This window comes from Kosakonia sp. PSU_27 (assembly GCF_039409795.1).
Classification (GTDB): Bacteria; Pseudomonadota; Gammaproteobacteria; order Enterobacterales; family Enterobacteriaceae; genus Kosakonia.
On sequence record NZ_JBCIVK010000010.1, the window covers coordinates 58394 to 79770 of the forward strand.

The 21377-nt window shown below is 53.9% G+C and carries 19 protein-coding genes; 4 read left to right on the forward strand and 15 right to left on the reverse strand.

Features of this window, described 5'->3' with window-relative positions; genetic code table 11:
- Nucleotide 1: 1 nt before the first annotated feature.
- The 9 genes from rffA to trxA all read right to left on the reverse strand — a co-directional run bounded on the left by rffA (nucleotide 2) and on the right by trxA (nucleotide 8625).
- Nucleotides 2-1132: a dTDP-4-amino-4,6-dideoxygalactose transaminase gene (gene rffA / locus AAIG26_RS21760; RefSeq protein WP_044489541.1), complete on the reverse strand. Its 1131-nt coding sequence runs from the start codon at nucleotides 1130-1132 to the stop codon at nucleotides 2-4.
- A gap of 4 nt (nucleotides 1133-1136) precedes the next feature.
- On the reverse strand, nucleotides 1137-1814 hold the full coding sequence (gene rffC, locus AAIG26_RS21765; RefSeq protein ID WP_269232613.1) for a dTDP-4-amino-4,6-dideoxy-D-galactose acyltransferase: 678 nt from the start codon (nucleotides 1812-1814) through the stop codon (nucleotides 1137-1139).
- Nucleotides 1815-1838: 24 nt separating this feature from the next.
- Entirely contained in the window at nucleotides 1839-3101 is a 1263-nt protein-coding gene (gene wecC / locus AAIG26_RS21770) for a UDP-N-acetyl-D-mannosamine dehydrogenase (RefSeq protein ID WP_343181460.1), read from the reverse strand.
- Nucleotides 3098-4228, reverse strand: a complete 1131-nt coding sequence (wecB, locus tag AAIG26_RS21775) for a UDP-N-acetylglucosamine 2-epimerase (non-hydrolyzing) (RefSeq protein ID WP_160271403.1) — start codon at nucleotides 4226-4228, stop codon at nucleotides 3098-3100. Before wecB ends, wecC begins: the two co-directional genes overlap by 4 nt.
- A 55-nt stretch (nucleotides 4229-4283) precedes the next feature.
- The gene (gene wzzE, locus AAIG26_RS21780) at nucleotides 4284-5330 is read right to left on the reverse strand and encodes an ECA polysaccharide chain length modulation protein (protein WP_343181463.1); all 1047 of its coding nucleotides are present in this window, start codon (nucleotides 5328-5330) and stop codon (nucleotides 4284-4286) included.
- A gap of 13 nt (nucleotides 5331-5343) precedes the next feature.
- Nucleotides 5344-6447 carry a UDP-N-acetylglucosamine--undecaprenyl-phosphate N-acetylglucosaminephosphotransferase gene (gene wecA / locus AAIG26_RS21785; RefSeq protein WP_343181465.1) on the reverse strand — a complete coding sequence of 368 codons (1104 nt, stop codon included), beginning with the start codon at nucleotides 6445-6447 and terminating at the stop codon, nucleotides 5344-5346.
- 244 nt (nucleotides 6448-6691) lie between these two features.
- Nucleotides 6692-7951: a transcription termination factor Rho gene (gene rho, locus AAIG26_RS21790; protein ID WP_004386383.1), complete on the reverse strand. Its 1260-nt coding sequence runs from the start codon at nucleotides 7949-7951 to the stop codon at nucleotides 6692-6694.
- Between the two features lie 87 nt (nucleotides 7952-8038).
- Complete coding sequence (locus tag AAIG26_RS21795) at nucleotides 8039-8122, reverse strand: rho operon leader peptide (RefSeq protein WP_141402849.1); 84 nt, start codon at nucleotides 8120-8122, stop codon at nucleotides 8039-8041.
- A gap of 173 nt (nucleotides 8123-8295) precedes the next feature.
- On the reverse strand, nucleotides 8296-8625 hold the full coding sequence (gene trxA, locus AAIG26_RS21800; protein ID WP_017459713.1) for a thioredoxin TrxA: 330 nt from the start codon (nucleotides 8623-8625) through the stop codon (nucleotides 8296-8298).
- A 144-nt stretch (nucleotides 8626-8769) separates the two neighbouring features.
- On the opposite strand from trxA, the gene rhlB reads away from it, so the two are divergent.
- A complete protein-coding gene (gene rhlB, locus AAIG26_RS21805; protein WP_020455997.1) occupies nucleotides 8770-10038 on the forward strand; it encodes an ATP-dependent RNA helicase RhlB in 1269 nt (422 codons plus the stop codon).
- A gap of 4 nt (nucleotides 10039-10042) precedes the next feature.
- Entirely contained in the window at nucleotides 10043-11527 is a 1485-nt protein-coding gene (gene gppA, locus AAIG26_RS21810) for a guanosine-5'-triphosphate,3'-diphosphate diphosphatase (protein WP_269232610.1), read from the forward strand.
- Between the two features lie 173 nt (nucleotides 11528-11700).
- Here gppA and rep read toward each other — a convergent pair whose 3' ends face one another.
- Nucleotides 11701-13722, reverse strand: coding sequence for a DNA helicase Rep (rep, locus tag AAIG26_RS21815; RefSeq protein ID WP_343181470.1), 2022 nt, complete (start codon nucleotides 13720-13722; stop codon nucleotides 11701-11703).
- Between the two features lie 268 nt (nucleotides 13723-13990).
- Between rep and ppiC the strand changes: the two genes are divergently transcribed.
- Nucleotides 13991-14272: a peptidylprolyl isomerase PpiC gene (gene ppiC, locus AAIG26_RS21820; protein ID WP_001140255.1), complete on the forward strand. Its 282-nt coding sequence runs from the start codon at nucleotides 13991-13993 to the stop codon at nucleotides 14270-14272.
- Between the two features lie 34 nt (nucleotides 14273-14306).
- On the opposite strand, the gene AAIG26_RS21825 is transcribed toward ppiC, so the two are convergent.
- From AAIG26_RS21825 to ilvC, 3 genes are all read right to left on the reverse strand, one after another.
- A complete protein-coding gene (locus AAIG26_RS21825; RefSeq protein WP_045512912.1) occupies nucleotides 14307-14672 on the reverse strand; it encodes a hypothetical protein in 366 nt (121 codons plus the stop codon).
- Nucleotides 14672-15109 (reverse strand): Rrf2 family transcriptional regulator, encoded by a 438-nt coding sequence (locus tag AAIG26_RS21830; RefSeq protein ID WP_045512910.1) that lies wholly within the window; start codon nucleotides 15107-15109, stop codon nucleotides 14672-14674. The genes AAIG26_RS21825 and AAIG26_RS21830 overlap by 1 nt, the downstream gene beginning before the upstream one ends.
- A 157-nt stretch (nucleotides 15110-15266) precedes the next feature.
- Complete coding sequence (ilvC, locus tag AAIG26_RS21835; RefSeq protein WP_020455992.1) at nucleotides 15267-16742, reverse strand: ketol-acid reductoisomerase; 1476 nt, start codon at nucleotides 16740-16742, stop codon at nucleotides 15267-15269.
- A gap of 217 nt (nucleotides 16743-16959) precedes the next feature.
- Here ilvC and ilvY point away from each other — a divergent pair, with 217 nt between their 5' ends.
- The gene (gene ilvY, locus AAIG26_RS21840; RefSeq protein ID WP_343181473.1) at nucleotides 16960-17850 is read left to right on the forward strand and encodes an HTH-type transcriptional activator IlvY; all 891 of its coding nucleotides are present in this window, start codon (nucleotides 16960-16962) and stop codon (nucleotides 17848-17850) included.
- Here ilvY and ilvA read toward each other — a convergent pair.
- Together ilvA and ilvD are read right to left on the reverse strand one after the other, a co-directional pair.
- Entirely contained in the window at nucleotides 17847-19391 is a 1545-nt protein-coding gene (gene ilvA / locus AAIG26_RS21845; RefSeq protein WP_097407625.1) for a threonine ammonia-lyase, biosynthetic, read from the reverse strand. The genes ilvY and ilvA overlap by 4 nt on opposite strands.
- Before the next feature lie 2 nt (nucleotides 19392-19393).
- Complete coding sequence (gene ilvD / locus AAIG26_RS21850; protein ID WP_020455989.1) at nucleotides 19394-21244, reverse strand: dihydroxy-acid dehydratase; 1851 nt, start codon at nucleotides 21242-21244, stop codon at nucleotides 19394-19396.
- Nucleotides 21245-21377 lie beyond the last annotated feature (133 nt).

The window sequence follows — 21377 nt, forward strand, 5'->3', positions numbered from 1 at the left end:
GTCAGTTGAAATAGCTCAGAAGCGTGTTGATAACGGTGCGCTGATTAACCGGTGCCAGGTTGTAGAACAGCGGCAGACGAAGCAAACGCTCACTTTCTTGTGTGGTGTAACGATCTTCGCCGTGGAATTCGCCGAATTTTTCACCGGCTGGTGAAGCATGCAGCGGGATATAGTGGAACACCGCGAGGATTTCCGCTTCTTTCAGGAAAGCAATCAGCGCACTGCGGTCGGCTTCATCGCGCAGCTTGATATAAAACATATGCGCATTATGGCTGCACTCCGCAGGGATCGAGGGCAGCTCAATGCGACCCGCGCGCGCCAGCGGTTTTAACGCGTCGTAATAGGTTTGCCACAGCGCCAGGCGCTGCTGGTTGATGCGTTCTGCCGCTTCCAGTTGCGCCCATAAATAGGCCGCCTGGAGATCCGCCATCAGATAGCTGGAACCGATATCCCGCCAGGTGTATTTATCCACCTGCCCACGGAAAAACTGGCTGCGGTTAGTGCCTTTCTCACGAATAACCTCTGCCCGCTCTACCAGCGCGCGATCGTTAATCAGCGTCGCACCGCCTTCGCCGCCGGCGGTGTAGTTTTTGGTTTCATGGAAACTAAAGCAACCAATATGGCCGATGGTGCCCAGCGCCCGCCCTTTATAGGTCGACATCACGCCCTGTGCGGCATCTTCCACCACATACAAATTATGGTGTTTAGCAATCGCCATAATGGTATCCATTTCGCAGGCGACACCCGCATAATGCACCGGCACAATGGCGCGAGTATTTTCGGTGATGGCGGCTTCGATCAGCGTTTCATCAATGTTCATGGTATCCGGGCGGATATCAACAAAGACGATTTTCGCACCGCGTAGTACAAACGCATTGGCGGTCGAAACGAAGGTGTAGCTCGGCATGATCACTTCATCGCCAGGCTGGATATCCAGCAGCAGCGCGGCCATCTCCAGCGAGGCAGTGCAGGAAGGCGTCAGCAAGACTTTCGCGCTGTGAAAACGCTGCTCCATCCACTGCTGACAGCGGCGGGTAAAACCGCCATCGCCGCACAACTTACCGCTACCCATCGCCGACTGCATGTAGTCGAGTTCCGTTCCCACCACTGGTGGAGCGTTAAAGGGGATCATAGAGTCACCTGTATAGCCACAAGGCGGTGCTTTCAATATTCGCCCCGCTCTGAATATAGCGTTTAAGTGCGGCAGTGTTCCCAAGCTGAGTCGCTACCCGCACACGTTTTAGCTCGCGCTGGCGCGCCCAGTGGCACGCCGCCTGCATTAATTTTTCGCCCATACCGCGTCCGGCCAGCAGACCAATACGGGCTTCCTGTTCGTTGAGCTGGCGCAGCGAGACAAAGCCCGCGATAGCGCCATGCACATTACGGAAGACCAGGCATTGATGGTCAAACTCGCCTTTTACCGCGTTTTCAATCCATTGCGCATAAAAACGCCCGCTCGCCTCTGCTGGATACCAGGGTGCGCGGAACCGGCTCTGCACAAATATTTCGGCTGCCATCTGGCGTAGCACAGGGATATCCGCAAGTGTCGCCACTTCAGCCGCCGGATCGACGCCCTGTTCCTCTACAACCAGCGAGAGGTCGATCTCGCCTTCAACCAGTTGAAAACCGAGCTGCTGCAACGCATCCAGCATCCCGGGCTGCGATGCCGGCAGTTTCACCTGCACACGCTCCCAATTAGCGAAATCCGCGCGGGTCAGCGCAGGAGCAGAGGGTTGCAGGCGAACAATCGCGCTACGCAAACTAAAAAAGCGACTTTCCCAGGTCAGCTCTTCTACCGTACCGTGAATATTCATGCTGTTTCCTTTATGCACGCTCGCTTAGCGCCAGACACCTTTGGTATCAACAACGAACTGCTGGCCAATGCTGGTGCTCTCCACCGCTTTAAACTCGTTATGATCAACCAGCATCACCAGCACATCAGCCTGCGCCAGCGCATCATGGGTATTTACCAGCGTGGCGTGTCCGGCGAATTTAGCCGGCAGTTGATGAATATTCGGTTCCACCACCAGCGTTTCACCGCTGTGCCACTGTGCGATATCGAGGGCAATTTCCATTGCCGGGCTTTCACGCAAATCATCAATATTGGGCTTAAAGGCCAGCCCGAAACAGGCGATTTTGATTTCACTGGCGCGCTTGCCGCTGGTCGTCAGACAATCAGCAACCATCGCCTTAACCTGACTCAACACCCAGTGCGGCTTAAAGTCGTTAACTTCACGCGCGGTGCGGATAAGCCGCGACTGCTGCGGATTTTGCGCGACAATAAACCACGGATCAACGGCGATACAGTGTCCGCCAACGCCCGGCCCCGGCTGGAGAATATTGACGCGCGGATGGCGGTTCGCCAGGCGAATCAACTCCCAAACGTTGATCCCCTGATCGGCGCAAATCAGCGACAGTTCGTTGGCAAACGCAATGTTGACATCGCGGAAACTGTTTTCGGTAAGTTTGCACATTTCAGCGGTGCGCGAGTTGGTCACCACGCATTCGCCTTCAAGGAAAATGTTGTACAGCTCGCTGGCACGCGCCGAACAAACCGGCGTCATCCCGCCAATCACGCGGTCATTTTTAATCAGCTCAACCATCACTTGCCCCGGCAGCACGCGCTCCGGGCAGTAGGCGATATTAATGTCGGCGTTTTCACCCGCCTGCTGCGGGAAAGTGAGATCCGGGCGCGCTTCGGCAAGCCACTGCGCCATCTGTTCTGTTGCCCCTACCGGTGAGGTCGACTCAAGGATCACTAACGCGCCTTTGCCAAGCACTGGCGCGATGGATTTAGCCGCCGCCTCAACATAGGCCATATCCGGCTCGTGCTCGCCTTTAAACGGCGTTGGCACGGCGATCAAGTAAGCATCTGCGACGACAGGTGTGGTGCTCGCGCGAAGATAACCGCCGTTTACCGCCGATTTCACTACATTTCCCAGTTCCGGCTCGACGATATGGATTTCGCCACGGTTAATGGTTTCCACCGCATGGGCATTGATATCGACACCAACAACCTGCTTCTGCCGTGACGCAAACGCAGCTGCGGTAGGCAGACCAATATAGCCCAGGCCAATAACGGAAATGGTTTTAAAGCTCATAGTGTTACCCGATTATTTTTAAGTGCGTGCAAAATGCGGCCACAGGCCAGCCCGTCACCATAAGGGTTGTGCGCGCGGCTCATCGCCTGCCAGGCATCGTTGTCATGAAGCAGGCGCGAGACCTCTTCCACAATGCGCTGGCGATCCGTGCCAACCAGTTTAACCGTGCCCGCATCGACGGCTTCCGGGCGTTCGGTGGTATCACGCATCACCAGCACCGGCTTGCCGAGCGAAGGCGCTTCTTCCTGTATGCCACCCGAGTCCGTCAGGATCAGCCAGGCATGATTCATCAACCACAAAAACGGCAGGTAATCCTGGGGTTCTATCAGGGTAACGTTATCGACGTGACCAAGAATTCGGTTTACTGGCTCGCTGACATTGGGGTTCAGATGGACCGGATAGACAATTTGCACATCATCATGTTGCGCGGCAATATCCGCCAGCGCATGGCAAATTTGTTCAAAACCACGACCAAAACTCTCGCGGCGATGCCCGGTGACAAGAATGAGTTTTTTATCTCTATTAAGGAACGGATAACGCGCCGCCAGCGCCTCGTAGCGCGAAGGGTTGTTCATCACACTGTCGCGCACCCAGAAAAGCGCATCTATAACGGTGTTGCCAGTAACAAAAATGCGGTTATCCGCAACATTCTCACGGCGTAAATTGCGGCGGGAGTTTTCCGTCGGCGCAAAGTGATACATCGCCAGGTGGCCGGTCAATGTGCGGTTTGCCTCTTCTGGCCATGGCGAAGAGAGATCGCCAGTACGCAGGCCCGCTTCAACATGCCCGACAGGAATACGCTGATAAAATGCGGCAAGACTCGCCGCAATCGTCGTTGTCGTGTCGCCATGCACCAGCACCACATCGGGGCGGAAGGATTCAAGGATTGGCTTTAATCCTTCAAGAATGCCGCAGGTAATCTCCGTAAGCCCTTGCCCTGGCCGCATAATGTTTAGATCGTAATCCGGAACAATCGAGAAGAGCGTTAACACCTGATCAAGCATCTCCCGATGCTGCGCAGTGACGCAAACTCTTGCTTCAAAGTCTGGATCCTTTGCCAGCGCATGTACCAGCGGAGCCATTTTGATGGCTTCTGGCCTCGTGCCAAATACGGTAAGTACTTTCACAACGATTCTCTTCGATTAGAGGATGAAGGCATCATGCCTTCATCTCGGACGGCGTTTAGTTCGAACGGCGGCGCGTTAATGCAATACCCGACCCGATTAGCGCACCGACAATTCCCCACATGATCATCAGGAAAGCACGACGCGGGCTGTCGCGTTTTACCGGTTCTTCCGGCGTACGCAAATAACGATATGTCTGAAAACGGGGATCAAGTGTCGGACCGACGTTAAGCGTATTCAGCATTGCCCGGTTTTGATCATAGTCCAGATCGAACTGCGGCCCTACCGCTTGGAGATTTTCCAGCCGCGCTTGCAGCATTGGGCGACCCAGCATAAACAGTTCTGAATCCGGCAATTCGTCCGGTGGAACCTCTGTTTCGTTACGAGAGATATTGTGCTGTTCGGCGATTTTTAGCGCTTGCTGGACATTATGCAGACGGCGGTTATAAATAGCCTTTGCCACTTCTTCCTGACGTTTCACCTGCGCTTTCATCTGAATGGTACGCGCGGCCCAGGCACCTTTCAGCTCATCATTAAGATGGCTGGCGGCACGCTGGCTGGCAAACGCGACATACTGACGCAGCAGGTTGTTGGCATCTGGCGCGGTTTCAGCAATTAACTTAACGTTGTCGTTAAGGTTGCGGACAACATCTCCTGGCGTGTACTGGATGTTATTGATGAGCTCATCGAGCGTCGCCGCATCCGCTTTGCTGTTACCCACCAGGCGCTGTTTGTAGTAATCCGTTTGCGACCAGAAATCGCGGCGCGTATCCCACGAGGCGAGTTGCATAATGAACTCTTTGTACGCCTCATCCATTACCGATACCTGATCGGTTGGTGTCTGGTTAGCTTTGTCGTCCAGGTTACGCAGGAACTGTTGTTGGGAGTAATAACCTCCCAGCATATTGACGGTGGGGCGGTCGGTAACTGCGGTGGCTCCCCATTCCTGGGTCGCAAAGAAAGTCCAGACTAAGGCGAGCAAAGCAAACAGCAGTGCTATTCCCGCGATCCATAATTTTCCTGCCCACAAAGTACGGAATAAACCCCGGATATCCAGTTCGTTTTCCGTACCCGTTAAAGGTGTTCCTGACGCTGGTTGAATCATCGCTTTCCCGGATTTACTTGGTTAGTGTTGATTTAGAAACGCTATTACGGCGTATTCTGCGTTTAACTCGCTTGATAAAGCGCGCCACTTTCCATGCGCGCTTAATACAGTAGCCATAGAAAAAGAACGCTAGCAAAAACAGTGCCAACATCACCCATTCCGGGGTGAGGCGGAGATATTCTGCGGCAACGCCGATGCTGGCCAGCACAGCGGCGGCAAGAGTAATCAGCACAAAAGCCTGACGAGAAGTAAACCCTGCGCGCATGATCAGATGATGAATATGCTGGCGATCCGGCGAAAAAGGACTCATCCCTTTGCGTAAACGGCGATACATGATGGCCACCATATCCATTAAAGGAATGGCGATGATCCATAAAGCCGTAACCGGGCTGATCGGGTGTGTTTGGCCCTGCGTCGTTTCCAGCAAAATCCAAATAACGGTAAAACCGATAAGCGTACTTCCGGCGTCGCCCATAAAAACTTTGTAGCGACGTCCCAGAATACCCAGATTCAATAAGATGTAAGGAATTATCGCGGCGATCATGGCGAAACACCACAGCGCAAGGCTGAATTGCCCGTCAAACCATAAAATGAAGCCGATCGCAGCAAACGAAACGCAGGAAAGCCCGCCCAGTAGACCATCAATGCCATCAACCATATTGAACGCGTTGATTGCTGCCCATATAGCAAATAATGTCAGTATGTAGCCGAAAGGACCTAACACCATTTCCCATGAGCCAAAAATATAGCCGAGGCTGCTGAGATAAAGTTTGCCGACGACCATCATAATAATGGCGATCAATGCCTGGACAGCAGCACGGATTTTTACACTAATATCGAATCGATCATCCAGCGCACCGACAAAGACCAAAACACCGGCGCAGCAGAGATAGAGGGCAGCATGGGGAATGTAATAATCTGTGATACCAAACGTAAAGCAGACGCCTGCGAATACTGAAATTCCCCCAACAAGAGGGATCAATCCCTGATGCCGTTTACGATAGTTGGGTTTGTCCACCAGTCCGATATATCTTGCTATTTTACGAGCAAAAAACAAAAAGACGGTTGTGAACAAGAAAATACTGAATAATTCAGTACACGCAGTGAGTAAATTCACAATGGATGCTCTCAGCGAATGTTGATCCTGGCAGTATAACGACGTTGCCATGCTCTATAAAATGAGAAAGCAGGTCGTTTACAAGCTTTATTGTCTGTTTTTCAACCGAACGAGATATTCAACAGATTTATCTATCACTCTTGAGCGGTCAGCCTCGGACAATGCCTGTCCCAGTGCATATAGCGTATAGCTCGCAAATAAAAAACGCCACGTAAAAACGTGGCGTTTCCGAGGTTTATTTATATTAAGAGCGCTTCATCATGTCGAAGAACTCATCATTCGTCTTCGTCATTGCCAGCTTGTTAATGAGGAACTCCATCGCGTCGATCTCACCCATCGGGTGAATGATTTTGCGCAAGATCCACATTTTCTGCAGCTCTTCCTGCGTAGTGAGCAGCTCTTCTTTACGCGTACCGGAACGGTTGTAATCAATCGCCGGGAAGACACGTTTTTCAGCAATTTTACGCGAGAGGTGCAGTTCCATGTTACCGGTGCCTTTAAACTCTTCGTAAATCACTTCGTCCATTTTCGAACCGGTATCAATCAGCGCGGTCGCAATAATGGTCAGGCTGCCGCCCTCTTCCACGTTACGCGCGGCACCGAAGAAGCGTTTCGGGCGATGCAGGGCGTTCGCGTCGACACCACCGGTCAACACCTTGCCGGAAGCCGGAACAACGGTGTTGTAAGCACGTGCCAGGCGAGTGATGGAGTCCAGCAGAATGATAACGTCTTTCTTGTGCTCGACCAGGCGCTTGGCCTTCTCGATAACCATTTCTGCAACCTGCACGTGGCGGGAAGCCGGTTCGTCAAAGGTAGAAGCAACCACTTCACCTTTAACCAGACGTTGCATTTCGGTCACTTCTTCCGGGCGTTCGTCAATCAACAGCACCATCAGCACACAGTCTGGATGGTTGTAAGCAATGCTCTGCGCGATGTTCTGCAGCAGCATGGTCTTACCGGCTTTTGGCGGTGCAACAATCAGACCACGCTGACCACGACCGATCGGCGACGCCAGATCCAGTACGCGTGCGGTTAAGTCTTCCGTCGAGCCATTACCACGTTCCATACGCAGACGAGAGTTCGCGTGCAGCGGCGTTAAGTTTTCGAACAGAATCTTATTGCGCGCGTTTTCCGGCTTATCGAAGTTCACCTCGTTAACTTTCAGCAATGCAAAGTAACGTTCACCTTCTTTAGGCGGGCGAATCTTACCTGAAATGGTGTCACCAGTGCGGAGGTTGAAACGGCGGATTTGGCTGGGGGATACGTAGATGTCGTCAGGGCCGGCGAGGTAGGAGCTGTCTGCGGAGCGGAGGAAACCAAATCCATCCTGCAGAATCTCCAGCACGCCATCGCCAAAGATATCTTCGCCACTCTTCGCGTGCTGCTTCAGGATGGCGAAAATGATGTCCTGTTTGCGCATACGGGCCAGGTTTTCCAGCCCCATATTTTCGCCGAGAGTGATCAGCTCAGAAACCGGCGTATTCTTTAATTCGGTAAGATTCATAATGGTGTGGGTTCTTAAACTCGGGGTAGATCTCGAACTTAATGTTGTGAATGGTATGGCAGGGTCATCCATGCCTGTTAACGGCCATCAACTTATGTCTGATCGGTGCCTGGTCACAGGAAAGTACGCAGAACTGAAACGATAAGACGGAATAAGTGATAAGCCCGGAATCTGTCGACTTCACTCGCGATGGTGTTGCTCTGCGGGAAGTATCGGGGTAATGCTAGATTCAAACAACTAAAGGTATGTTCAAAACGAAGTCAAAACTAAATTAGCACGGCTGAAGCCGGGCGTCCAGCGATCCAAAAAAATTAGGACTGCTGGCACGCCGGCAGAGTCTGGGGTTACGCCAGGTTGGCGTCCAGGAACTCTTTCAGTTGGCCTTTAGACAAGGCACCAACTTTGGTTGCTGCCACTTCGCCGTTTTTAAACAGCAGCAGGGTCGGGATACCACGGATGCCGTATTTCGGCGCAGTGCCTGGATTCTGGTCAATGTTCAGCTTCGCAATGGTCAGCTTGCCTTCGTACTCATCAGCGACTTCATCCAGAATCGGGGCGATCATTTTACACGGTCCACACCACTCTGCCCAGAAATCAACGAGCACAAGCCCGTCCGCTTTGAGTACATCCGTGTCAAAACTATCGTCAGTCAGGTGAATAATTTTATCGCTCATATATAACTCCACAGGAATAAGCCTGGCATGTTGGTGTAGCATAAAACAGCAACGTGTTGATGCCACAATAACCAACTAAAGGTTGACTTTATTTCACCGGATACGCTTTCGTAAAGCAATAGTAAGCTGATATTCTACCACACTATGAGCAAAACACATTTAACAGAACAGAAGTTTTCCGACTTCGCCCTGCACCCAAAAGTGATCGAAGCCCTTGAAAAAAAAGGGTTTCATAATTGCACGCCTATTCAGGCCCTGGCTCTTCCGCTGACGCTGGCGGGCCGTGATGTTGCAGGTCAGGCGCAAACCGGTACCGGCAAAACGATGGCGTTTTTAACGTCAACGTTTCATTATCTTCTCTCTCACCCGGCAATCGAAGACCGTAAAGTGAACCAGCCGCGCGCAATTATTATGGCGCCGACACGTGAACTGGCGGTACAAATTCACGCCGATGCAGAACCGCTGGCGCAGGCGACTGGCCTGAAGCTGGGTCTGGCTTACGGCGGTGACGGCTACGACAAACAGCTGAAAGTGCTGGAAAGCGGCGTCGATATTTTAATCGGCACCACGGGCCGAATGATCGATTACACCAAACAGAACCATATTAACCTGGGCGCGATCCAGGTCGTGGTGCTGGACGAAGCAGATCGTATGTACGATCTGGGCTTTATCAAAGATATCCGCTGGTTGTTCCGCCGCATGCCACCCGTGACTTCACGTTTGAACATGCTCTTCTCCGCCACGCTGTCCTACCGGGTGCGCGAGCTGGCATTTGAGCAGATGAATAACGCTGAATACGTCGAAGTGGAGCCGGAACAAAAAACGGGCCACCGCATTAAAGAAGAGCTTTTCTACCCGTCTAACGACGAGAAAATGCGTCTGCTGCAAACGTTGATCGAAGAAGAATGGCCGGATCGCGCCATTATCTTCGCTAATACTAAACACCGCTGTGAAGATATCTGGGGCAGCCTGGCCGCAGATGGTCATCGTGTTGGTTTGCTCACCGGCGATGTGGCGCAGAAAAAACGCCTGCGTATTCTCGACGAATTCACGCGTGGCGATCTCGACATTCTGGTGGCGACTGACGTTGCCGCACGTGGTCTGCATATTCCTGCGGTCACGCACGTTTTTAACTATGACCTGCCGGATGATTGTGAAGATTACGTTCACCGTATCGGTCGTACCGGTCGCGCTGGCGCCAGCGGTCACTCAATCAGCCTCGCCTGTGAAGAGTACGCATTGAACCTGCCGGCGATTGAGACCTATATCGGGCACTCGATTCCGGTCAGCAAATACGATCCGGATGCCCTGCTCACCGAGCTGCCGCCGCCAAAACGCCTGACGCGTTCACGCTCTGGCAACGGCCCGCGCCGCAGCGGTGGCGCTCCACGTAATCGTCGTCGTTCAGGTTAAAAATATGCTTGGTTCCGCCTCGCTCTATGCCGCTATTGATCTTGGATCTAACAGTTTTCATATGCTGGTTGTGCGCGAGGTGGCGGGAAGCATTCAGACGCTTTCTCGCATCAAACGTAAAGTTCGTCTGGCTGCAGGATTAAGCCCCGATAATCGTCTTTCTCAGGAAGCGATGGAGCGAGGCTGGCAGTGCCTGCGGCTGTTTTCCGAACGTCTACAGGATATTCCCCAGGAGCAAATCCGCGTCGTAGCAACGGCCACGTTGCGCCTGGCGGTTAACGCGCAGGAATTTATCGACAAAGCGCAAGAAATCCTCGGCTGCCCGGTGCAGGTCATTAGCGGCGAGGAAGAAGCGCGGCTGATTTATCAGGGCGTTGCGCACACGACAGGTGGCGCGGATCAGCGTCTGGTAGTTGATATTGGCGGCGCCAGCACGGAGCTGGTTACCGGCACCGGTGCACAAACGACCTCCCTTTTCAGCCTGTCGATGGGCTGTGTCACCTGGCTTGAGCGCTTTTTCACCGACCGAAATCTTGGGCAGGAAAACTTCACTGCCGCCGAACAGGCCGCGCGTGAGGTGCTACGCCCGGTTGCCGATGAGCTTCGCCGCCATGGCTGGAAAGTTTGCGTCGGGGCATCGGGTACGGTTCAGGCGCTGCAAGAAATCATGATGGCGCAGGGCATGGATGAGCGCATCACCCTCGCTAAATTGCAGCAGCTAAAACAGCGCGCCATACAATGCGGGCGGCTTGAAGAGCTGGAAATCGAAGGCCTGACGCTTGAACGCGCTTTGGTATTCCCGAGCGGTCTGGCAATCCTTATCGCCATCTTCACCGAAATGAATATTGAAAGCATGACGCTGGCCGGTGGCGCATTACGCGAAGGTCTGGTCTACGGCATGCTGCACCTGGCGGTAGATGAAGACATTCGTAGCCGCACGCTGCGCAATATTCAACGCCGTTTTATTATCGATACCGATCAATCCCGTCGCGTGACAACGCTGGCTGGACGTTTTGCGCAGGGTGTCGCCAAAGTGTGGGAATTAGATGCCTACAGCATCGAAATGCTGAAAGTTGCCAGCGAACTGCATGAAATTGGTTTGAGCATTGAGTTTAAGCAAGCACCGCTACACGCGGCATGGCTGGTACGTAATCTCGATTTGCCTGGGTTTACCCCCGCGCAAAAGAAACTGCTCGCGACACTGCTGCTTAATCAGACGAACGCGGTCGATCTCTCATCGTTGCATCAGCAAAACGCCGTACCACCGCGTGTAGCCGAACATCTTTGTCGTCTGCTTCGTCTTGCCATTATTTTCGCCAGCCGTCGTCGCGATGATCTGCTGCCGGAAATTGCGGTCACCGCGCAGGGAGAGAAGCTGGTGCTGACGCTACCGCAAGGGTGGCTGGCGAGTCACCCACTCGGCGCAGAACTGATTGATCAGGAAAGCCAGTGGCAGAGTTATGTGCACTGGTCGCTGGAAATCCAGTAATTCTCATACGGAATATAGCCCGCTCGCTGCGGGCTTTTTTATTGCTTGCTGAAAACCAACGTTCAGCAGCGCTGCCGGATCCAACCTTACAGAGCGGGCAGACACCTCTTTTTACGTTTTCAACCCGCACTTCAGGAGCCGTAATCCACGCCGCTTTCGCTGAAGGTGGATTTTTATTTGTCCTTCGCTTTTGCCAGCATCGCGCGAATATTCGCCACGTTGGCCTGACCTTTATGCATGCGCTCTTCGGCACTGACCACTTTGCGTTCCTGCTCCCAAATCAGATCGTCCTGTGGTAATTCCAGCAGGAAGCGGCTCGGTTCCGGTCGGACTAACTCACCATACTGACGACGTTCTTTGCAGAGGGTAAAAATCAGCTCTTTCTGCGCACGGGTGATGCCCACATAAGCCAGCCGCCGCTCTTCATCGACGTTATCTTCATCGATACTGCTCTGGTGCGGCAATAACCCCTCTTCCATACCAACAAGGAAAACATACGGAAATTCAAGGCCTTTAGACGCGTGCAACGTCATCAACTGCACCTGATCGGATTCGTCGTCACTCTCGCCACGCTCCATCATGTCGCGCAGGGTAAAGCGCGTTACGACTTCCGCCAGCGTCATCGGCTCGTCCAGTTCGCTGCCTTCCAGCATCTCCGTCATCCAGCCGAACAGCGTGTTGACATTTTTCATGCGCATCTCTGCCGCTTTCGGGCTGGCGGAGGTTTCGAACAGCCAGGACTCATAATCGATGCCGTGAATTAAATCGCGCACTGCCGCGATAGGCTCGCGCTCCGACAAACGCTGAACTTCACCGAGCCAGTGGGTAAAACGCGTCAGCGCGTCATAACCACGCCCGGTCAGCGTCTGGTTCAGGCCAACATCAAAGCTGGCAGCAAACAGGCTCTTATTACGTAACATCGCCCATTCGCCCAGCTTCTGCAGCGTTGCTGAGCCAATTTCACGCTTTGGCGTATTCACGATGCGCAGAAATGCACTGTCATCATCCGTATTGGTCAGCACCCGCAAATAGGCCAGTAGATCTTTGATTTCCGGGCGAGAAAAGAACGAGGTGCCGCCCGAAATCTTGTACGGGATGCGGTTCTGCATCAGGAATTTTTCGAATACGCGCGACTGGTGGTTGCCGCGATAGAGGATCGCATAATCCTTGTATGCGGTTTTGTTCACGAAGTGGTGAGCAATCAGCTCACCTGTCACGCGCTCGGCTTCATGTTCTTCGTGGTTGGCGCTGAGCACTTTCAGCTCGGCACCATAACCCAGCTCGGAAAAGAGTCGCTTTTCAAACACGTGTGGGTTGTTGGCGATGAGGATATTCGCTGCTTTCAGGATGCGCCCGGAAGAGCGATAGTTTTGTTCCAGCTTAATCACCTGCAATGCCGGGAAATCCTGGCTCAGCAGCACCAGGTTTTGCGGCCGCGCCCCGCGCCACGAATAAATCGACTGGTCATCGTCACCCACGACGGTGAAGCGCGCGCGCTGGCCCACTAACAGCTTTACCAGCTCATACTGACTGGTGTTGGTGTCCTGATATTCATCCACCAGCAGATAACGGATCTTGTTCTGCCAGCGTTCGCGCACCTCTTCGTTGCGCTGCAATAACAGCGTCGGCAGCAGGATCAGGTCGTCAAAATCGAGTACGTTACACGCCTTCATATGGGCGTCGTACAGACCGTAGCAATGAGCAAAAATACGATCGCGCTCGCCGTTTGCGCGCGCAGCAGCCTGCGGTGGCGTCAGCAGATCGTTTTTCCAGTTTGAGATCGTGGAGATCAGTTGTTGCAACACCACTTTGTCATCGTCGATCAGCCCTTCGGTCAGATCTTTCAGCAACGCGACCTGATCGGTGTCGTCAAACAGAGAAAAGTTAGATTTCATCCCTAACGCGGCGAACTCACGTTTGATGATATTCAGCCCCAGCGTATGGAACGTTGAGATCATCAGCCCGCGCGCCTCTTGGCGCCCCAGCGTTTGCGCAACACGTTCTTTCATCTCGCGCGCCGCTTTGTTGGTAAAGGTTACCGCCGCGATATGTTTCGCCTGATAGCCACAGCCACGGATCAAATGGGCGATTTTATTGGTGATCACGCGTGTTTTACCGGATCCCGCTCCCGCCAGCACCAGGCATGGTCCGGTGACGAATTCGACGGCTTGTTGTTGTCCGGGGTTTAAACGCATAAAAAAATCACTCAATGAAAAGTCTGGAGGGGAAATATATACACAAAATCATTCAGGCCGTGAATCATCAGCCGCTAACACACGTAAGTGGCGGGATAACGAATCTGCCGGGAACAGATTTAACGCAGCTTACTGCGGCACCCACGGTGCGAGGCCCTCGCATAAGTTGAGCCGCAGGCGCAACTTGAAGCCGAGGCAGAATGAAGACCGAAGTGTATAAACGCGTGGTAGTATAGCCAGCCTCAACAACCTCACTCAAGGCACGATCATGGCAAAAACCGCAGCAGCACTGCATATCCTTGTTAAAGAAGAGAAACTGGCACTGGATCTTCTGGAACAGATCAAAAACGGCGGCGATTTCGAAAAGCTGGCGAAGAAACACTCTATCTGCCCGTCAGGTAAAAAAGGCGGACATTTGGGCGAATTCCGTCAGGGCCAGATGGTTCCCGCGTTCGATAAAGTGGTGTTCTCCTGCCCGGTGCTGGAGCCAACCGGCCCGCTGCACACCCAGTTCGGTTACCACATCATCAAAGTGCTGTACCGCAACTAATGATTGAGCCTCTCATCACAGAGAGGCTGTTTTTTTATTTGTGCGATTGCAGCTTCTGCTGCGCGTCATGCTTCATCACATGCATGCTGATTGCCGCCTGGAACACTTTAAACATCAGGCCATTAATCAGGGTCGCCAGCGTAATGGTAATAAACGCTGTCATCACCCAGTCAATCAATGCAAAGCCGCTGTGCAGCAACGCAGGCCGGTACACCAGCATGCCGCCAAACACCGCCCAGTGGCTCAGACAATAAAAACACTGAAACAAGTGCCCTATCATCGCGTTCTTTTTCACCGTCCATTCACGAAAAGCGGCAAATAACTCCGTTTGCGTCACCGTTATTGAAATGCTGCTGGCAGCCAGCGCAATCATCAGGCAGGTGGTTAAATCTGCAATCATCAGTGGTGCCCCTTTTCGTTGAAGTAACTGATAAATTCCGCACCGACATCCTGTAGCGTCAGGTTTTTAAAACGTTCAAGGATCAGCGATTGTGCGTCGGCAAGCGTCGACGACATCACCCGGTTCACCCCTTGCTCAACCAGGCACTCAGGGTTCTCATTACGATTGCCCAATGCGAACAACGCAGGCGATCCCAGTGCAATATAGATATCGTAGAGAGTGACATGGCTGGCGGGATGACAAAGCCGCCAGCCGCCGTGGTGCCCTTTGGTCGCGCAGACAATCTGTTTTTCCCGTAACCCGGCGAGCAGTTTGCGAATAAACGCCGGGTTACCGTCGATGTATTCTGCCATCTGTTCCGATGTCATCGGTTTATCGGCCTGTTCCATGTGGAGCAGGATGTGCAGCGTCGCGGAGAATGAGTTATTTATTTTCATGTAACTTACGATATTACATAAAGACAAATTCAACAAGACGTATGGGCAAAAAAGATTGCGTCCAGTGCAGCACATAAAAAAGCCCGGAAGCGCTAACGCCTCCGGGCTTGAATTTTTCTATGAATGTCGGCTTATCGTTGCCGAAAGACGACCGGATTTAGCTCGCGACGGCGATACGTTTCATGTCCGTCATATAACCGCGCAGTTTCTGACCCACTTTCTCAATGGCGTGGCTGCGAATCGCATCATTCACATCGCGCAGCTGCGCGTTATCTACCGCGCCTTCGGCAATCGCTTTACCCAAATCGCCCGTTTGCAGCGTGGTCATAAACTCTTTCAGCAGCGGTACGCAAGCATAAGAGAACAGGTAGTTGCCGTACTCTGCGGTATCGGAAATAACCACGTTCATCTCATACAGACGTTTACGCGCGATGGTGTTGGCAATCAGCGGCAGTTCGTGCAGCGATTCATAGTAAGCGGACTCTTCGATAATGCCGGACGCCACCATGGTTTCAAACGCCAGTTCAACGCCCGCTTTCACCATCGCAATCATCAACACGCCTTTATCAAAGTACTCCTGCTCGCTGATTTTGCCTTCAAACTGCGGTGCGGTTTCGAACGCGGTTTTACCGGTTTCTTCACGCCAGGTCAGCAGTTTCTTATCGTCGTTGGCCCAGTCAGCCATCATGCCGGAAGAGAACTCGCCGGAGATGATGTCGTCCATATGTTTCTGGAACAGCGGCGCCATGATGCCTTTCAGCTGTTCAGACAGCGCGTAAGCACGCAGTTTCGCCGGATTGGACAAGCGATCCATCATCAGCGTAATACCGCCCTGTTTCAGCGCTTCGGTGATGGTTTCCCAGCCGAACTGAATCAGTTTTTCTGCGTAAGCCGGGTCGGTACCGTCGGCCACCAGCTTGTCAAAGCACAGCAGAGAACCCGCCTGCAGCATGCCGCAGAGGATAGTCTGCTCGCCCATTAGGTCGGATTTCACTTCCGCAACAAAAGAGGACTCCAGAACACCCGCACGGTGACCACCGGTTGCCGCAGCCCAGGCTTTAGCAATCGCCATCCCTTCGCCTTTCGGGTCGTTTTCCGGGTGGACGGCGATCAGCGTCGGAACGCCGAAACCGCGTTTGTACTCTTCACGCACTTCAGTGCCAGGGCACTTCGGCGCCACCATCACGACGGTGATGTCTTTACGGATCTGCTCACCCACTTCCACGATATTGAAACCGTGAGAGTAGCCCAGTGCCGCGCCGTCTTTCATCAGCGGCTGCACGGAACGAACGACGTCAGAGTGCTGTTTGTCCGGCGTCAGGTTCACGACCAGATCCGCCTGCGGGATCAGCTCTTCATACGTGCCGACTTTGAAACCGTTTTCGGTCGCTTTGCGCCAGGACGCGCGTTTTTCCGCAATGGCTTCTTTACGCAGCGCGTAAGAGATATCCAGACCGGAGTCACGCATGTTCAGGCCCTGGTTCAGGCCCTGGGCACCGCAGCCGACGATGACCACTTTTTTACCCTGAAGGTAGCTTGCGCCATCGGCAAATTCGTCACGCGCCATAAAGCGGCATTTGCCCAGCTGCGCCAGCTGCTGGCGCAGGTTCAGTGTATTAAAGTAGTTAGCCATTTGAGACCTCGTCGTGTGATGTTGTGTTGTGCCGTTCTTCTTTTGCGCTAACGCTTTAAATTTTCTGTTGCGCAAATTATTCAGGGCAATATTTATTGTTCAGTTCGCTGATAAGCGAGATTGAACCCACTATATGACAGGAAATGCGTTGCTTAAATTGATATATTAACAATGTCACATTGCAATTTTTGCAATGTAAATTTGTGGAGTCTGTCTCATGGATTTACGCGATCTGAAAACGTTCCTGCATCTGGCCGAAAGCCGCCATTTTGGCCGTAGCGCGCGCGCCATGCATGTCAGCCCTTCCACGCTTTCGCGACAAATCCAGCGGCTGGAAGAAGATCTCGGGCAGCCGCTGTTTGTGCGCGATAACCGTACCGTCACGCTGACTGAAGCGGGTGAAGAGTTGCGCGTTTTCGCGCAGCAAACGTTATTGCAGTATCAGCAATTGCGCCACACCATCGACCAGCAAGGCCCGTCGCTCTCCGGCGAGCTGCATCTTTTCTGTTCCGTCACCGCGGCTTACAGCCATTTGCCGCCGATTCTTGATCGCTTTCGCGCGGAACACCCGTCGGTAGAAATCAAGCTCACCACCGGCGATGCCGCTGATGCGATGGAAAAAGTGGTCACTGGCGAAGCGGATCTGGCCATTGCCGGGAAACCGGAAACGCTGCCCGGCGCGGTCGCCTTTTCGATGCTGGAAAACCTGGCCGTGGTGCTGATAGCACCTGCGCTCCCCTGCCCGGTGCGTAACCAGGTTTCGCAGCCCGAACCAGACTGGTCCACCGTGCCGTTTATCATGGCCGATCAGGGCCCGGTGCGCCGCCGTATCGAACTATGGTTCCGCCGCCACAGAATCAGCAACCCGTCGATTTACGCTACCGTCGGCGGTCACGAAGCGATGGTGTCAATGGTCGCGCTCGGCTGCGGCGTGGCCCTAATCCCGGAAGTGGTGCTGGAAAACAGCCCGGAGCCAGTACGCAACCGCGTGATGATCCTTGAGCGCAGCGATGAGAAAACGCCGTTTGAGCTTGGCGTGTGTGTACAAAAAAAGCGGCTCTATGAGCCGCTTATTGATGCGTTCTGGAAAATCCTGCCAAACAACTAACCGGCAAGGAAAAAACGGAACGCCGGGTTATGCGTTTCATCGTGGCATTCGTAGCCCAGCTCGTTGAGCCGGGTTTCGAAATCTGGCTCATGCTCGCCTAATTCGAATGCTGCCAGAACGCGCCCATAATCGGTGCCGTGGCTGCGGTAATGGAACAATGAAATATTCCAGTGCGTACCAAGCGTATGCAGGAACTTCAGCAGCGCGCCGGGCGATTCCGGGAACTCAAAACTGTACAGGCGTTCGCGCAGCGGTTTCGACGGTCGCCCGCCGACCATGTAACGTACGTGCAGTTTCGCCATCTCATCGTCGGAAAGATCCACGACGCTATAACCGCCTTGATGCAGCAGATCGAGGATCTCTTTGCGCTCCTCCAGCCCCCGACTTAAACGCACGCCGACAAAAATGCAGGCGTCTTTCGCATCGGCAAAGCGATAGTTAAATTCGGTCACGGAGCGCCCACCCAACAACTGGCAGAACTTCAGGAAGCTACCTTTCTCTTCCGGAATGGTCACCGCCAGCAGCGCTTCCCGCTGCTCGCCCAGCTCGCAACGCTCAGAAACATAACGTAAGCCGTGGAAATTCACATTCGCGCCGGAAAGCACATGCGCCAGCCGTTCGCCGCGAATATTGTGTTTCGCGATGTACTTTTTCATCCCCGCCAGCGCCAGCGCACCGGACGGTTCCGCCACAGCACGGACATCTTCGAACAGATCTTTCATCGCCGCACAAATCGCATCGCTATCGACAGTGATGATGTCATCGAGATACGCCTGGCACAGACGGAAAGTTTCGTTACCAATGCGTTTTACCGCCACGCCTTCGGCAAACAAGCCCACGCGCGGTAACTCGACCGGATGACCCGCATCCAGCGCCGCTTTCAGGCAGGCGGAGTCTTCCGCTTCAACGGCGATCACTTTGATTTGCGGCATCAACTGTTTAATCAACACCGCCACGCCCGCCGCTAAACCGCCGCCGCCGACCGGCACAAAAACCCGATCGATATGCGCGTCCTGTTGCAGCAACTCCAGCGCCAGCGTGCCCTGTCCGGCAATCACCATCGGGTGATCAAACGGCGGTACAAAGGTGAAACCTTGTTGCTCAGCCAGCTCAATGGCTTTGGCTTTCGCTTCGTCGAAGTTGGCACCGTGCAACAGCACTTCACCACCAAAGCCGCGCACCGCATCCACTTTGATATCCGCCGTCGCCACTGGCATCACAATCAGCGATTTGATCCCCAGACGCGTCGATGACATTGCCACGCCCTGCGCGTGGTTGCCCGCAGAAGCAGTAATCACGCCGTGCGCTTTTTGCTCTGGCGTCAGCCCGGCAATCATTGCGTACGCGCCACGCAGCTTAAAGCTGTGCACCGGCTGGCGGTCTTCGCGTTTGACCAGAATTACGTTGTCGAGACGCGAAGAGAGTTTCTCCATTTTTTGCAGCGGCGTTACCTGCGCCGCTTCGTAAACCGGCGCACGCAGCACCGCTCTCAGATATTCCGCCCCTTCGGGAGCGGCTGAGAGGGGTTGGGATTCGGCCATTATTAACCCCCAAGTTTGGATTTATCGCGTACCGCGCCTTTATCCGCACTGGTCGCGAGACTGGCATAAGCGCGCAGCGCGAAGGAGACCTGACGCTCACGGTCAACCGGCGTCCAGGCCTTATCGCCTCGGGCTTCCTGCGCTTCACGGCGCGCAGCCAGTTCACGATCGCTCAGTTGCAGTTGAATGCTGCGGCTCGGAATATCAATAGCGATAATGTCGCCATCTTCAATCAGGCCGATATTGCCGCCGCTTGCCGCTTCCGGAGAAACGTGACCAATGGAAAGGCCGGAAGTCCCGCCGGAGAAACGCCCATCGGTGATCAGCGCACAAGCTTTGCCGAGGCCCATTGATTTCAGGAAGCTGGTTGGGTAGAGCATTTCCTGCATCCCCGGCCCGCCTTTCGGCCCTTCGTAGCGAATCACCACCACATCACCGGCGACAACTTTACCGCCGAGAATGGCTTCCACCGCCGCGTCCTGGCTTTCATACACTTTTGCCGGACCGGTAAAGGTCAGGTTGCTGTCATCAACGCCTGCGGTTTTAACGATACAGCCGTTTTCCGCAAAATTGCCGTACAGCACGGCCAGGCCACCATCTTTGCTGTAAGCATGCTCCAGCGAACGGATACAGCCTTCAGCGCGATCGTCATCCAGCGTGTCCCAGCGGCAGTTCTGCGAGAACGCCTGCGTGGTGCGAATACCGGCTGGCCCCGCGCGGAACATGGTTTTCACCGCGTCGTCTTTGGTCAGCATCACGTCGTACTGCTCAAGGGTTTGCGGCAGCGTCAGACCGAGCACGTTTTTCACGTCACGGTTTAACAAGTTAGCGCGATCCAGCTCACCCAGGATGCCCAGCACGCCACCGGCGCGGTGCACATCTTCCATATGGTATTTCTGCGTACTCGGCGCGACTTTACACAGCTGCGGAACTTTGCGGGACAGTTTATCGATATCACTCATGGTGAAATCAATTTCTGCTTCCTGCGCGGCGGCCAGCAGATGCAGAACAGTATTAGTAGAGCCGCCCATGGCGATATCCAGCGTCATGGCGTTTTCAAACGCCGCTTTACTGGCGATGGAACGCGGCAGTGCGCTGGTGTCATCCTGCTCGTAATAGCGTTTGGTCAGCTCAACAATGCGTTTGCCCGCGTTGATGAACAGTTCTTTGCGGTCAGCGTGGGTCGCCAGCAGCGAGCCGTTACCCGGCTGTGACAGCCCCAGCGCTTCGGTCAGACAGTTCATTGAGTTGGCGGTAAACATGCCGGAGCAGGATCCGCAAGTGGGGCAGGCGGAACGTTCTACCTGCTCGCTCTGATCGTCAGAAACTTTCGGATCCGCACCCTGAATCATGGCATCCACCAGATCGAGTTTAATTATCTGGTTGGAGAGTTTTGTTTTCCCGGCTTCCATCGGGCCGCCGGAGACGAAAATCACCGGAATATTCAACCGCAGAGAAGCCATCAGCATCCCGGGGGTGATTTTGTCGCAGTTGGAAATACACACCATTGCGTCAGCGCAGTGAGCATTGACCATATATTCAACGGAATCGGCAATCAGCTCGCGGGAAGGCAGTGAATAAAGCATGCCGCCGTGGCCCATGGCGATACCGTCATCAACGGCAATCGTGTTGAACTCTTTCGCCACGCCGCCTGCGGCTTCGATTTGCTCCGCAACCAGCTTACCGAGATCGCGCAGGTGAACGTGGCCCGGCACGAACTGGGTAAACGAGTTCACGACGGCGATAATCGGCTTGCCGAAATCGGCGTCGGTCATCCCGGTTGCGCGCCACAGCGCGCGGGCCCCCGCCATATTGCGCCCGTGGGTGGTGGTGGCGGAACGGTACTTAGGCATGCTCTTTTACTCCCGTCTATCTTGTCGATGGGGTGGTGCGTGCCATCCCATATTTATTTGCTATACCCTGAATGATTCGGGTTGTAGGAAGGCGGCAAGCGAGCGAATCCCCGGGAGCTTACATAAGTAAGTG